Raw genomic sequence first — 14658 nt, forward strand, 5'->3', positions numbered from 1 at the left:
AAGTGTTTGGCAGAGTACTTTACTAGCATACAAAGACCCAAAGCCGCCGAACTTAACCGCCCGTTACACAAAAATCGAAAGTCAGACTTCCTCCACCACCGGTTGCACGGCTTTCGGAGCGGGAATGACGACCATCGTGATCACGGTGGCAAGCACCAGCGCAACAGCCATCAATGTGTAGGAGGCATTGAAATTCCCCGTTTCGCTATTGAGATAACCAACAAGATAAGACCCTGCAAATGAGCCCAGCGCACCCAAGCTATTGATAAGCCCGATAGCTCCTCCAATCACATTCTTCGGTAATATCTCGGCGATGGCCGCAAAAAACGGCCCGTAAGGCGTATATAACGCGCCTCCCGCGACTACCAGCAATGCGTACGCTAGCCAGAAATGGTCCGTACCGATCCAGACCGCCGCATACAGGCATACCGCCGCAATAAGCAGGAAAGGCCAGACGAACACTTTCCGGTTTCCGGTTTTATCCGAAAAATAGGACGCGGCAAGCATCCCTATCACAGCAAATACATAAGGAACCGACGCCAGCCAGCCGGTGGTGACCATGCTCATATTGGGAGCGGCTTTGATGATCGATGGCAGCCACATCACAAAGCCATAAACCCCGACGCTCCACAGCAGGTATTGCAGGCAAAGCAGGATCACTTTGGTGGATTTGAATGCCTCCGCATAGTTTTTAACCGGTTTGATACCCGCCTGCTCTGCTTTTAACTTTTCCTCAATGGCGATCTTTTCTTCCCGCGTCAGCCATTTCGCATCCATGGGCCGCTCATCGATGAGCTTCCACCAGATAAACGCCCACACAATCCCCGGCGCGCCCTGAATGATGAACATCCATCGCCAACCCAGCGATTCGATCAGATAGCCTGAAAGTACCGACATCCAAAGCACTGTCACGGGATTACCTAATATCAAAAAAGTGTTTGCCCGGGAGCGTTCTTCTTTCGTAAACCATTGACTCAGCAGGATCAACATCGCCGGCATTACCGCGCTTTCGACCACGCCGAGCATGAAACGAATGACGATCAGCACCGTCGCGTTGTTGACCATCCCCGTAGCCGCCGCCAACGCTCCCCAGAGGATCAATGAAATGAATATCAGCTTCTTAGCTGTGCGCGTAGCCGCATAATGTGCACCGGGGATCTGGAAAAAGAAATAACCCAGAAAGAACAGCGAGCTCAGCAGCGTAGAGGTGTTGGGATTAATGTGCAGGTCATCGGCCATCCCGCCCGCGACGGCGAAGCCAAAATTGGCGCGGTCGAGGTATGCGAGGCTGTATGTGACGAAAACAACGGGGATAATCCGGTACCAGCGTACCTGGGCGAGTTGCGGTTTCATGCAGGATTCAGGAAGTGATATGCACTAAAACGCAATTACCCGTCGGTTCTACCATCGGGGATTAAAAACTGCGTATAGAATACCCCCGCCTCCCCCAGCGCCTCCTTGCAGATGGTCAGCACCTGCTCCACCGGCGACGCAAAATCTGTCGCGACGGTCGTTTCGCTTTCGAGAATGTCCAGCGGCTCGTCCAGCAATGCATTCAGGCCCATAATTGAAATGGTAGTTTTGATTCCGTGGGCAATGCGGCGTATCTCTCCCGGGTCGCGCTTTCCGGCGGCCGCGGATAATGCTTCCAGCTCGCGCGGCATCAGGTGCAGGAATTGTTCAGTGACGAGCTTTTCATAAATCGTGTCGCCGTTGCTGATTTCCCGCATATAGTTGAGGTCTATCACCTTGAAAGCATTCTCGGGCGAGCCGTTTGCAGATGTGGGCGTGGTATAGCTCGTAAAAATCCTGTCGAGCTCGCTTTCCCTCACGGGTTTGGCAATATGGTCGTTCATTCCGAGGCGGACGCATTTTTCTTTTTCCCCTTCCATGGCATGGGCCGTCATGGCAACGACGGGAATGGTGAGTTTCAGTTCCTCGCGTATGATCCGCGTAGCCGTGTAACCATCCATCCCCGGCATTTGGATATCCATAAAAACCAGGTCAAAGGGCTCATTGCGCAGCATTTCAACGGCTTCATGCCCGTTTACTGCCAGCCGCGCCTCTATTGCCCGCTCTTCCATCAGACGCATCATGAGCCCCTGATTGATGACATGGTCTTCGGCAATCAACACACGGAGCCCGGGCCTGCGTGGATGTGTTTCCGCCGCGGGGGTATCCACTGGGGGCCGCTCGCTCACCGCCGTAATCCGGTAGGGAATCGTCACCTTCACGGAAGTACCCTCGCCCGGCTTGCTCGTTACGCTAATACGCCCGTCCTGCAAATGCACGAGGTCGCGTACGATGGACAAGCCCAGCCCTGTACCGCCAAATTGCCGGGTGGTAGAGTCCTCCGCCTGCCGGAAGCGCTCGAAAATCGTTTCCAGCCGTGCGCTTTCGATACCTATGCCCGTATCTTTCACCTCGAAGGTAAGATCTATCCGGCCGCCGTCAATACGGTCGACAGTTACCCGAAGGTTTACTTCGCCTTTTTCGGTGAATTTAAATGCGTTGCTTACCAGGTTGACCAGAATCTGCGTCAGCCTGGTGGGGTCACCTGTAATTGTTTCAGGGATTTCCGGGTCGAAATGCACCAGGAGCGGCACCTGTTTTTCCGCCGATCGATGGTGAAACATGGTGCCCACCGAATGTACCAGCGCCTCGGGGTCGAACGGCACATGTTCGATCCGCATCATGCCGGATTCTATTTTGGACAGGTCGAGAATGTCGTTCACGATCGCCAGCAGCGTTTCACCGGATTGCTGTACCGTACTGATATGCAAGCGAGTATCCGCGTCAAGTTTTTTCTTTTGGAGCAAATTGGTGTAACCCAAAATCGCATTCAGCGGCGTCCGGATCTCGTGGCTCATATTCGCCAGGAAATTCTCCTTTACCAGCACCGCCTCTTTCAGCTTCCGTTCACTGATATTGAGCTGGCCGATCAGCTCGGCTTGTTTCTTCATGCGACCGATAATGATCGCAAAAACGGCTGTAAGCAATGCCAGCACGCCTACGATCACATACAGGTTCCAACGAAGGACCCGCTGGCCGCTTTGGTCAACGGCGTCCATTTTCCTCGCCAGCGTAGCCCGACTGATGCTATCGGCCTGGTGTGAAAGCCCGCTGCCCATCCGGTACTCGTCGAGCAAGTTTTCGTTGGCGCTGATGAGTTCTTCCAAATTGCGCCGCGTCATGTACTGCACGGCGATCAACGCCAGTACGGCGGCTACAAACCCAATGGTAATATAGATGACGAGCGTGCGGATTCGCATGGATTCAGCTTTTCAAAATCACAACATATTCAGCCGGCGGTTCAACGCCGCGCGGTAGGTATCGGCCACGGGCACCATTTTCTTGTTAATAATAAGCGTGCCACCCTCGATGGTATCGATTTTACCCACCTGAATAATGAATGACCGGTGCACCCGCAGGAATTTCGATTCGGGAAGCTTCGATTCGACGTCCTTTAAGGAAGCGTGTACCGAGTAAAATTTTTCGAGGGTGTAAAGTTTGACATAATCTCCCATTGCCTCGGCATACAGTATATCCCCAATTTTCAGCCGACGGACGATGTTTGAATCCCTGATAAATAGGAAACTGTCGTCCTCCATCCTTACCTCCTGCTTTTTACTCCTGAAAATTTCACGCGCCTTTTCGATGGCTTGCAAAAAGCGGGCGGGGGTCACCGGTTTGGTGATGTAATCGGCCACATTGAGTTCGAATGCTTCGGCAGCGTAATCCTTTTTAGAGGTAGTGAATATGATGACCGGATTTTTAGTACCCAGACTCCTGACCAGTTCAATACCCGTCATTCCATCCATTTCAATATCGAGCAGGAGGAGATCAACCTGTTCGTCCATGATCTTCCGGTAGGCATCCATTGCATTCTCGCATTCGCCCACGAGTACCAGCTCTTTGTCTTGCTTGACAAGTTGTTTTAAAGTGGTGCGGGCGATAATGTTATCGTCGATCACCAGGCAATTCATCATTATCGGTCCGAGTTAGGTTAGAGTAATGCTAAAACCAATGTAGCGAAAAGAAATCATAAAGACACTTTTGCCCATTCCACCGACGACTTTTGCCCTTCTGCCTACCCGCTGTTTCCCACGTTGGCTTCACCAGCTAGTTTTGGATCATTCAAACGATCATCCACCAAAAACATAGCATCACAATGAGAACTTTCATCACTTCCGCAATCATCGCCGCATTGGCAATCACAGGAGCTCAGGCACAAACCGTCGCCCAGGACGTTAAAAAAGAACACCGTGCCGAAAAACGCGCCGAGGCACGCCACGAGGTAAGCGCCCGCTCCAAAGACAGCTTCTATGCCGATTTCGGTACAGTACCCGACGCCAAATGGTTGAGAGGCCCCCTATTCGACGAGGTGACGTTCACCAAAGACGGCCAGAAACAGACCGCCTATTACGACAACCATTTCATCCTCGTTGGTACTACTGCTGACAAAAAATTCGCAGACGTCCCTGCCAAAGCGCAAAAAGAGATCGAAAAACAATTTAAAGGCTACGCGATCGGCGCTGTGGTGGAATACAAAGACAACGAGAACAACGATACCAACATGCTGCTCTACGGCACCCAGTTCGAGGACGCCGACCACTACTTCGTGACCGTTTCCAAAGGCAAAGAAGCAGACGTGCTGATGGTCAAAACAGACGGCGAGGTCTCGTTTTTTAGCACTTTAAAATAGGAGGAGGAAAGGAGGGAAAGGAGGGAAAGGGAGGAAGGGGAAGATAGGATTTTCTCTTTCCTCCCTTTCCTCCCTTTCCTCCCTTTCCTCCCTTCTTCCCTATTTCAACACCTTCTTCATCTTCCGAAAAATCTCAGTATTCTCGTAGATCCCTCTAAAATCCAGGGAATGCGGGCCGTAGGCGAATACGGGTACCATAATGCCCGTGTGGTCGCCGGTGCTGAACTGGCCGTCGACGTAGCCGGTTTTCAGGTTGCCGTCCAGGAGCGTCAGGCCGCCGGTTTCGTGGTCGGCAGTGACGATAACGAGCGTTTCACCGTTGGAATCGGCGAAGCGGAGCGCCTCTCCCACCAGTTTATCGAAATCCAGCATTTCCGTGACTACGTACGGAACGATGTTCGCGTGGCCGCCATAATCCACCTGCGCGCCTTCGGCCATTATAAAGAAGCCTTTTGGGTTCGATTGCAGCGATTGAAGTGTTTTTTGAAATGAATCTTTCAGGAAATCGCCCCGGCCGTTTAGCATGGAAACAGTGTGCTTATCGTCCAGTAAGACGAACGGCGCCTTCATCTGCGCAAGGTCATTCCAGTTGTCGGACACCTGAAAACCTTTTGCTTTGAGAGAGTCAACGGTTTTTGTTTTGGCAAAATGGCTGTAACCTCCGCCGATCAGTACATCGACGGGTTCTTTCAGGAAATCCGTCGCGATCTCGTCCATCTGGCTCCGCTCGGGCCGGTGCGCGTAAAATGCGGCGGGAGTAGCGTCGGTAATGTCGCCGGCGGAAATCAGGGCCGACTTCCGGCCTGTTGCTTTGACCTGACGGATGATGGACGGTACCGCTACCAGATTAGAATCGACGCCAATCGCGCGGTTCCGGGTTTTATTGCCGCTTGCGAACGCTGTGGCGCCCGCCGCGGAATCGGTGATATAATTGTCCGAAGAAGCCGTTTTGGAAAAACCGATATTCAGGAACTTACCCAGATTCAGCTCACCACGGTTGGCCGTCAGCCCCGAATAGATTTGGGCCAAACCCATTCCGTCGCCAATCAGCAGGATAATGTTCTTCACCTTGCCAAGTGCGTCGTTGTTTTTGTAGGTGGGTTGATAAGGTTTGTAAAACCCGGTCGATTTGTATTCGGCGTTCTTGCGGCCACTCAGAAATGTACCCAGCTCTGCCACGTGGTCGGTATTGACATAATCCACACCCAGGTTCATCAGCACCTTCCAGGCATTGATATTATCGGGACTGGCCCAAAAACGGAATGGCTTGCCCATGGCATGTGCCTGTGAAATCACCTCCACAAGCGCTTTGCGGTCTTTTTCCACGGGAATACCCTTCCCGTTCCATTGTGAATACTTATGGAAGTCCTGGCTGATCATCCCGAGTCGGGCCGCCTGCGCCTCCGTATAGCTGGTACCCGGGCGGCCATCAAAGAAAATGTAGGCCGGGTATTGTTCAAATTCTGCCGGTGGGGGTGTGTTACCGCTTAATATTACTTTCACGGAACCTTTCGGGGCAAGCAACGCCTCATGCGGCGCCAATGCTTTCACCAATGCCGGCAAAGTCGTTTTATAGGTAGTTTTAAGATCAACCAGCAGGGTCATTACCCGGTTTTTATCCTTGTAGATAGTTCCCTGGTTTTTAGACACCTGCTTAATAATCTGCTGCAAATACAATTTATCCAAAGTGCGGTCAGCACTGATGTCCTTGGAATCGTGAGCGACGAAAAGGGTGTCGTTTCGTAAATGTACATCAGCTTCCACCGAGCCGAACTGCTGCTGGTAAGCCAGTACAAACGGTGCCGCCTGCAAGTAATCGTTATGCGAATGCGCGCGCGACAATGGGTTTTCGGCGCTGCTCTGGGCAGACACGACCCAGGGTAAAAGGGCAAAGAAAGGAATTGATAGTCGAAAAAAAGCTTTCATGAATGGGTGTCCCGGCGGTTTGAACATGTGGTTGGAACCGGGAATAGCCACAAATATCCGTTGAAATGGCTTTCATCAACCTGCAAATGGCATTTTCATAACAATTATTTAAAACCGCCGGCCAGCTCACAGCCCGTTGCCGATTGCCCCAAAAGAACTCATCAAATTGAAAAATAATGTATTCTTAACAATTTGAAATTATCCTGACCATATGCCGCTGGTAGTTTTGTGCATACCAACCGGCACATTATGCAGGCATATTTAGTTCTTGATAAAAATAGGGTCCTGAAAACCGTTTCCTGGTTGTTCATCCTCTTCTTCCTCTCGGAAGCCACCCCCGCTACCCGGGAACAGACTGCCACCGCTTTTCGGGCAAAGCTTCCACCCGATTCTCTTGATGCAGGCAGTTTTTCCGTGATCACCTACAACATCGCCGGACTACCCCAGCTTATTTGCAGCGCTATCACACCAAGAAAAGAAAGCATTTCCGCCATCGGTCGCCTGCTCAACCGCTTCGATATAGCCCATGTACAGGAAGATTTCAATTACAATCAATATCTGTACCATGCCGGCAACACACACCCCTTCCGCACCACCTCCAAGGGGGCCGTCATGACCGGCGACGGTCTCAATACCCTTTCGAAATTTCCCGTAAAGCATCTGCGCCGCATCTCGTGGACGGACTGCACCGGCGCCGATTGCTTCACCCCCAAAGGTTTCACCTATACACGCATAGAAATCGCCCCTACCCGCTTCATTGACTTTTACAACGTACACGCCAACGCGTACAACCATCCGCGTGCAGCACTTGCGCGAAGACGCAATATGGAGCAGCTCTCGGCCTATATACAGCTGCATTCAACCGGCAATGCGGTAATTGTCATGGGTGATTTGAATGGCCGTTACAGTTTCGAACAGGATAATGTGGATTGGCTGTTGAAGGAGAATGAGTTAAGCGATGCGTGGGTTAGTCTGCATTGCAAAAATCAGTTGCCGTTCCGCAGCAATGCTATTCCTGCCAGCGATATCCTCAGCCTTACCGATTCATGTGAGACGATCGACAAGATACTTTTCCGGAGCAGCGCATTCATTCAACTCAAACCGGCGGCCTATGCATTGGAGAAGGCCATGTTCACCAATGCAAAAGGGTTACCGCTATCGGACCATCACCCCGTTTCGGCCCGGTTTGAATGGAAAATTATCAATGATGTAATTGCCTACGACTGAACCAGCACCGGAAAATTCTCCACCGTTTCCTGAATGCTCTTCCTGAACTGGAACGGGGTAAGCCCGGTAAATTCTTTGAAATTGCGGATGAAATGCGATTGATCGGCATACTCCTGTTCGAAGGCGATGTCGGAAAGCTTGTCGTACGACTGAGCACGAAGCTGGTTGAGCGAAGCCTGAAAGCGGCAGATTCTTCCAAAAAGCATCGGCGAAAGGCCTATTCCTTCCTGAAAACGCCTTTCCAGTGTGCGCTCCGAAACCTGCAATTCCTGCCGCAGGTCCTTCATCGAAACGTTGCCCTGCGACTGGATGATCCGTTGTAATGCATAGCGCGTGGCCGCTTGCAGGGTATGGTCATTGCGGCAGATCTGCTCCCAGAGGCATTCGGAAAGGATATTTGCCTTTACTTCCACATCGGAGGTACTTTTCAGCCGCTCCATCAATCGCTTACCATTCAGCAAAAGGTCCAGATCCAGGCAGTCGTCAGTTAGTTCGTTGGAGTCCAGACCGAAGATGGATTTCAGGGCATGAGGATAAAAGTAGACCCCGATTGTGCTGAAACTAGCCGGCGAAATGATGCGGGTGTACCTGGTCGATTGCCCGTACATATACACCGGTGAAAGTTGTCTGCCCTCCTGAAACGACGCGCCCTCCAGTTGCTGGAAAACAATGCCCGGAGAGCCGTCCGCGATGGTCACGAAATGAATCTGCTCATCGGGCTCGCCCGAGCTTTCGAGCGCCCAATAGTACCGGACGTAGTCTTGCAAATGCGGCGGTGGCTGGATCTGATGGTATTTCATGGCTATTGAGTAGTGAGGCAAGTTACCGATTTTTCAAAACAATTCCCTCAGATACTGCTGAACGCCAAGCGGTTTGCGCCCCAGGAAGCCTTCCAGTGAATGATGGGTTTTTTCAAACTCGCCGGCTCGGATGCTGTCGGCCATGCTGGCATAAAAACCGGCCTCATCTTCACCCAACCCGAAACCGAGGAGCCCCCTGCGGTAGTCTTCCGCAGTGATATCGGTATGTGCAGCCTCCTGATAGCCTGCTATATCCTTTAATGTCAAGGCAATATCCGCAAAACTAAACGTCTCAGGCCCAGTAATATCGAAGGTGGCATTGGCGAATGCAGGCCCGGTGAGCACGTTGGATAATGCCTCGGCAATATCCTTCCGCGACGCAAAACTCACGCGCCCGCTGCCCGACGGGTAGAAGATCCGCCCGTCGCCCATGGCCTCGCCGATAAACAGCGGGATTGTTTCGTGGTACATGCTGTTGCGGAAAAACACGTAGCGCATTCCGCTTTGGCGGATCAGTTCCTCAGTATTCCTGCAAATATGCGCCGCATGGAAATGCGCCGATTCGTGCGGGAAAAGCGTGCTCGTGTAAACAATTTCCGCTACACCGCATTTCGCCGCCGCATGCACCACCCGCGTCTCCTGCGCCATCGCCCGCACACCCGTGGCCGAAGCGGATATTTGCAGCAGCCTGTGCACGCCTGTCAGCGCCCGCTCCAACGACTCCTGGTCTTCATAATCGGCCGTACGAATCTGTATCCCCGAACCTGCATATTCACTTAGCTTACTGGCGTCGCGCACAATCGCGACGATGTTTTCGGGCAATGTCTTTTTCATTAAAAATGAAAGAGTGGCTTGCCCCAGATTTCCGTTTGCTCCTGTAATGGCTATCATTGTTCTGTCTGTTTTGGTTTAAAGCAAAACTAGACCCCGCCCGTCCCTCAAAATAGAACAAAACCGACACAGCCGATTTTTTGGCCCGGAAACCTTGATTTTTCGCAATCATCCTTAGATTTGAGATCGCAGGCCGGACGCCCGGACACCCGAACATTAACCGCAATTATGGAGAATTACAGTATCGTCATTTTTATTATGACCATCATGATCGGCCTTTCCGCCATGGCCGATAGTGTCAGGATACCGTACCCCGTTTTGCTTATCACCGCCGGAATCGCCATTGGATTCATTCCCACGCTGCCCGTGATCGAGCTCAATCCGGAAGTGGTTTTCCTCATATTCCTTCCGCCGTTGCTGTATGACGCTGCATTCAATATCAATTTTCAGGATTTCAGGACCAACATCAATACCATCGGCACACTCGCCATTTCACTGGTATTCATCACAGCATCCGGCATTGCAGCCGTGGCATACTATCTCATTCCCGGGATGACCTGGCCACTCGCATTCGTGCTCGGCTCCATATTGTCGGCTACCGACGCCGTGGCCGCGATGAGCATTACCAAAGGCCTCGGGTTATCTTCCAAAACAAATACCATTCTAGAAGGCGAAAGCCTGGTCAACGACGCGTCCGCATTGGTAGCCTACCGGTTTTCGGTTGCCGCAGTAACAGGCTCTGCATTTATATTCTGGAAAGCCTCTGCCGAATTCGCCGTGCTGCTTTTGGGCGGAGCGATCGTCGGGCTGATCATTGGGCGTATTCTGGGCGCCATCATCATGCGTATCCACCACAATGCACAGGCGACCATTGGTATGATGTTGCTGATGCCATTCGTGGCCTACCGGGTAGCGGAAGAGCTCGAAGTATCGGGCGTGATCGCCGTCGTCATCCTTGGCCTGGGCATTGCCGATTTCAGCAAAAAGATATTTCCCGACCGCCTCAAACAGCAATCCAAAACCATTTGGGAGATCATTATCTTCCTGCTCAACGGACTCATATTTATATTAATAGGTCTGCAATTCCCCTACGTGATCAAAAACATCAGAGGCGACCAACTCCTCCCTTATATTGGCTATGCATTGATTATCACCATTATAGCCCTAGTACTGCGCATGCTGCGGGTTTTCTGGCAAAGGGCCAATCTTCAAAAAGGCTTCGAAAGCGGTCGCGGCAGGATCAGCGAAAACGCCCTGCTCGATTTCAAAAACAGCCTCATTATCAGCTGGTCGGGCATGCGCGGCATTGTCTCGCTCGCCATCGCCATCGGTCTCCCCACGCATCTGCACGACGGCACACCCTTTCCCATGCGCGACGCGATTATCTTCATTTCGGTAGCCGTGGTGCTATTTACGCTCATTGGGCAGGGGCTGACGCTACCTTGGATCGTGAAGCGGTTGGGCAACTAGGCGTTTGTTAAGTCATCGGACGCCGTAGGCCTGCAACTTTTCTCCTCTGCGCCACATTTCTTAACCTAGGTTAATGTTTCCACCCTTCCACTGGCCTAGTTTTGTCATATCAAATCAGGAACAACAAGACAAAACGAAATATCAAATCTCAAAACCTTTTTAACATCATGGAAACTCTGAATATCATCGACCCAGCCAACGACCCTGCCATTTTTGAAGATGTAAAAACTTTTCTCAACGCATTGAACTCCGGGGGCGGTACTCCTTTGGAACAACTTTCACCCGCCGACGCACGCAACGTGCTCGTAGGAGCGCAAAACTCGGTGGAAGTGGATTTATCGGGCATCGAAACCAGCGAGAAAACCATTACACAGGACGGCCTTACCGTCAAACTCGATATCGTAAAACCGGCAGGCAGCACTGAGAAATTGCCGGTGTTCATCTTCATCCATGGCGGCGGCTGGGTATTGGGAGATTTCCCCACACACCAACGCATTGTCCGCGACCTGGTGGTTTACTCGGGCGCAGCGGCGGTTTTTGTGAATTACACCCCATCGCCCGAAGCGCAATATCCGGTGGCGATCAACGAAATATACGCGGCAACCAAATGGGTGGCCGAACACGGCGACGAGATCAATGTCGACGGCAGCAGGCTGGTTGTGGCTGGCAACAGCGTGGGTGGCGATATGGCGGCCGTTACCGCTCTGAAAGCGAAAGACAACAATGGCCCGGAAATCAAACTGCAGGTGCTGCTCTGGCCGGTAACCGACGCGAATTTCGAAACCGGTTCGTACAACCAGTTTGCCGAAGGCCGCTTCCTGACCAAAAACATGATGAAGTGGTTCTGGGATAACTATACCACCAACCCGGAAGAAAGAAAACACCGCTACGCTTCCCCATTACAAGCCACTACCGAACAATTACAGGGCCTGCCTCCTGCACTGGTACAAACTGCCGAAAATGACGTTTTGCGTGACGAAGGCGAAGCATATGCACGCAAATTGGAAGCTGCCGGCGTGAAAACCACATTGGCAAGATACCAGGGCCTCATCCACGACTACGGCTTGCTGAACCCGCTGGCCCACGTGCCCGCCGTGCAAGGCGCGCTCCTGCAAGCCGGAGCCGCTATCCGCGAAGCTTTGAAATAATTTCTGGAATATACTGACACACGAAAACGGGTTATGCGAAAGTGTAACCCGTTTTTTACATTTTGTAATTTGTATTAACCAGAATATCAGGTAATTATAAATATTTTTAAAAAAATAGGAGAATGACGCGAAGAAATCACCCGTTTTGTGTGTCTGGATTTTGAGTAAGCGGTTAAATTGCCGCACCTAAATCCTTACAGTGATTCTATGACGCAAAGACAATTCGGGGTGATCGCCGTCTTTTCCGGCTATCTGCTCCTCGCCATTACAGTTTACCGGTGGCAGCTTTTCACACACTTCATTTGGACCATATGGCTCTTTAAAGCGCTGGTACCTATTGCATTTGCCCTGTTTTGCTGGTCCATCATCCGCTTGTTCAAACTGCCGTTCTGGACGGCACTGCTTACCCCACTGCTCATCGAAGCTGCCTCTTATTTTTACATCCGGCACACGATCGGGGCCAATCAGGACACCGACCGGCATGAGGTGGGCGTGCTCTCTAAATGGATCAGCTACCGCGATGTAATCCAGTTCAACCGCCATTTCGCCAGCTACTCGCCCGACCTTGGCTATGTGCTCCGGCCCAAAAGTGAGGGGGTGCATTCCAGCCTCGAATACAGTAATACATTTAAAGTCAACAGCTTCGGGGTTCGCGATGACGAAAGTTCGCTTAATAACCCCAGACTTGTTTTCCTGGGCGACTCCTTCACCATGGGCTGGGGTGTGGACCAGGACCAGACCTATGCCGATCTTACGGGCCGGAAACTGGGCATCAAAACTTTGAATGCAGGCATTTCATCATACGGAACCTACCGCGAAATGCTGCTTTTCTCTAAAATCAAAAGGGACTCCGTTGACCTCGTCGTGCTGCAGTATTGCGACAACGACATCGAGGAAAACGAAGCCCGTAATGAACCCAATAACCAGGGGCAGGTCCTGACGCCTCAATCCTTTGCCAATACAGCGGTTTTCAACCGCATTAATGAAGGCTATTATCCAATGCGTTACACCTATTTTTTTGTCCGGGAAAAAGATCTGCTCAAAAGAATCTGGACCAGCCCGGTACAAGTCTCTCGTGAGATCGGCGGCGCGCTCTCCGCCTGGTTAACCGGACGTCAGCTGGCGGTTGTAACGCCGCCGGATATCAAAACCCCTGCCGAAACGAAGGCCCACACCGAATATTTTTTCAAATCGCTCGCCAGGATCCGCAGGTTCTACAAAGGAAACATCGTGATCATGCACCTAGATGGCCGCTACACGCTCCCCGAAATGATCCGTGCGTTTGAAACAGAGGCGAAACGCGCCGGCGACGAACAGTTGCATTTCCTCCATGCTTACGAGTTGCTCAAAGCACAGGACTATTACCCTGTCGACGGGCACATCAAAGCTTCGGGGCATGCGAAAATTTCCGAAGCATTGGTAAAACTGATTGATGAACGCGGGCTGCTTACGCGCTGATGCGCTGCGTGCGCTCGCCGAAAATACTGATGATTTCCTTCGTTTTGCGTCGGCTTACGACGGCCTCGTTGCCGCAGCGCAATTTAAGGGCACGGCCGTCCTGTGCACATCCGATCACGTAATCGGAATTCACGAGAAACGATTTGTGTACACGAATGAAGTTGCTGTCGAGCTTGCATGCAAGCCATTTCAGCGTTTTACAGATCAAATATTTCCTACCCGAAGATGTGTATACGTAGGTGTAATTTCCATCGCCTTCGAGCAAAGTAATATGCTCGGCACCGATTGTGATAGTCCTGCCCATAAAATGCACCGAGATTTGTGCGGGTTTGGGGCTGGTCGCATCTGCGTGCGGATTAAAAGGAGTAAAAGTATTCATACAAGAAAAAGTACTGGTCGATGGATAAATGGTCGGGCTGGAAAGGATGACAGATGGCCGCAGCCTAGCGTACATTCACGTTAAAGCTGCCGTCCGTCAGTGTGCGTGATAGTTTGCCCGTTGCGTCAACGGCGGTAAAGCTGAACGTCCCCTGGACGTTGGTGTCGGTTCTCTTGGTGATGGTAATCGTGCCGCTGCCCCCATTGATCGTGGAGAAATCCTGCTTATTGAATGTCGCCATCGCGAAATTCACATTGTTGATCGGGAATGTGCCTTCTTTCACTGTTTTAGGCAATGCGATGGCTACGATATCGCTCGTCTTGCTGTCGAGTCCGTAAATCGCGTAGTAGAGGTCGTTGGCGGGGAAGCTGGCCAGCGCATAGGAAAAATCCGGCGCGTATTCCTTGCCGTCCACCTTTACTTTGAAACCTGCCGCACCCGTTGCCGGATCGGGATTTACATCGTCGCTTTTCTTGCTGCAACCTGTGAGGATAGTGATGCTTAAAACGGATAGGATGGCCAGTAATCTGAAAGTTTTCATAGAATTGATTTAGATAAAGAAATGTGTAGTAGTCGTTTGACATTTCAAAACTAATATCTATCGAACTGCCCATGTAATCTACTACACATCAGGCGGGTTTGAGTTTAAACCCGGCGACGGCCAACCTAAATCCGGCATCAGCCTTCGGGTATCTGGCAGGAAATAGCTATGTT

General features: G+C 51.5%; 13 protein-coding genes. 5 read left to right on the top strand and 8 right to left on the bottom strand.

Annotated elements, in window-relative coordinates:
• Positions 1-81: 81 nt before the first annotated feature.
• Genes IEY24_RS08570 through IEY24_RS08580 form a run of 3 tightly spaced genes read right to left on the bottom strand, consistent with a single transcriptional unit; the run spans position 82 to position 3989 of the window.
• Positions 82-1353 carry an MFS transporter gene (locus IEY24_RS08570; protein WP_188930614.1) on the bottom strand — a complete coding sequence of 424 codons (1272 nt, stop codon included), beginning with the start codon at positions 1351-1353 and terminating at the stop codon, positions 82-84.
• Between the two features lie 35 nt (positions 1354-1388).
• On the bottom strand, positions 1389-3272 hold the full coding sequence (locus tag IEY24_RS08575; RefSeq protein WP_188930616.1) for a hybrid sensor histidine kinase/response regulator: 1884 nt from the start codon (positions 3270-3272) through the stop codon (positions 1389-1391).
• A gap of 18 nt (positions 3273-3290) precedes the next feature.
• Entirely contained in the window at positions 3291-3989 is a 699-nt protein-coding gene (locus tag IEY24_RS08580; protein ID WP_229221640.1) for a LytR/AlgR family response regulator transcription factor, read from the bottom strand.
• A 182-nt stretch (positions 3990-4171) separates the two neighbouring features.
• On the opposite strand from IEY24_RS08580, the gene IEY24_RS08585 reads away from it, so the two are divergent.
• Complete coding sequence (locus IEY24_RS08585) at positions 4172-4705, top strand: hypothetical protein (RefSeq protein WP_188930618.1); 534 nt, start codon at positions 4172-4174, stop codon at positions 4703-4705.
• 99 nt (positions 4706-4804) lie between these two features.
• On the opposite strand, the gene IEY24_RS08590 is transcribed toward IEY24_RS08585, so the two are convergent.
• Positions 4805-6631, bottom strand: a complete 1827-nt coding sequence (locus IEY24_RS08590) for an alkaline phosphatase (RefSeq protein ID WP_188930620.1) — start codon at positions 6629-6631, stop codon at positions 4805-4807.
• 249 nt (positions 6632-6880) lie between these two features.
• Between IEY24_RS08590 and IEY24_RS08595 the strand changes: the two genes are divergently transcribed.
• Entirely contained in the window at positions 6881-7858 is a 978-nt protein-coding gene (locus IEY24_RS08595; RefSeq protein WP_188930622.1) for an endonuclease/exonuclease/phosphatase family protein, read from the top strand.
• On the opposite strand, the gene IEY24_RS08600 is transcribed toward IEY24_RS08595, so the two are convergent.
• Positions 7849-8658: an AraC family transcriptional regulator gene (locus IEY24_RS08600; RefSeq protein WP_188930624.1), complete on the bottom strand. Its 810-nt coding sequence runs from the start codon at positions 8656-8658 to the stop codon at positions 7849-7851. The genes IEY24_RS08595 and IEY24_RS08600 overlap by 10 nt on opposite strands.
• A gap of 33 nt (positions 8659-8691) precedes the next feature.
• Positions 8692-9549: an NAD(P)H-binding protein gene (locus IEY24_RS08605; RefSeq protein WP_188930625.1), complete on the bottom strand. Its 858-nt coding sequence runs from the start codon at positions 9547-9549 to the stop codon at positions 8692-8694.
• Between the two features lie 168 nt (positions 9550-9717).
• On the opposite strand from IEY24_RS08605, the gene IEY24_RS08610 reads away from it, so the two are divergent.
• From IEY24_RS08610 to IEY24_RS08620, 3 genes are all read left to right on the top strand, one after another.
• Entirely contained in the window at positions 9718-10959 is a 1242-nt protein-coding gene (locus IEY24_RS08610) for a Na+/H+ antiporter (RefSeq protein ID WP_188930627.1), read from the top strand.
• A 167-nt stretch (positions 10960-11126) separates the two neighbouring features.
• Positions 11127-12107 (top strand): alpha/beta hydrolase, encoded by a 981-nt coding sequence (locus IEY24_RS08615; protein WP_188930629.1) that lies wholly within the window; start codon positions 11127-11129, stop codon positions 12105-12107.
• Positions 12108-12314: 207 nt separating this feature from the next.
• Complete coding sequence (locus IEY24_RS08620) at positions 12315-13565, top strand: SGNH/GDSL hydrolase family protein (protein ID WP_188930631.1); 1251 nt, start codon at positions 12315-12317, stop codon at positions 13563-13565.
• Here IEY24_RS08620 and IEY24_RS08625 read toward each other — a convergent pair.
• A complete protein-coding gene (locus IEY24_RS08625) occupies positions 13555-13944 on the bottom strand; it encodes a LytR/AlgR family response regulator transcription factor (RefSeq protein WP_188930633.1) in 390 nt (129 codons plus the stop codon). The genes IEY24_RS08620 and IEY24_RS08625 overlap by 11 nt on opposite strands.
• Positions 13945-14008: 64 nt before the next feature.
• Complete coding sequence (locus IEY24_RS08630; protein WP_188930635.1) at positions 14009-14485, bottom strand: DUF6252 domain-containing protein; 477 nt, start codon at positions 14483-14485, stop codon at positions 14009-14011.
• Between the last annotated feature and the right edge of the window lie 173 nt (positions 14486-14658).

The organism is Dyadobacter endophyticus (assembly GCF_014641595.1).
Taxonomy (GTDB): Bacteria; Bacteroidota; Bacteroidia; order Cytophagales; family Spirosomataceae; genus Dyadobacter; species Dyadobacter endophyticus.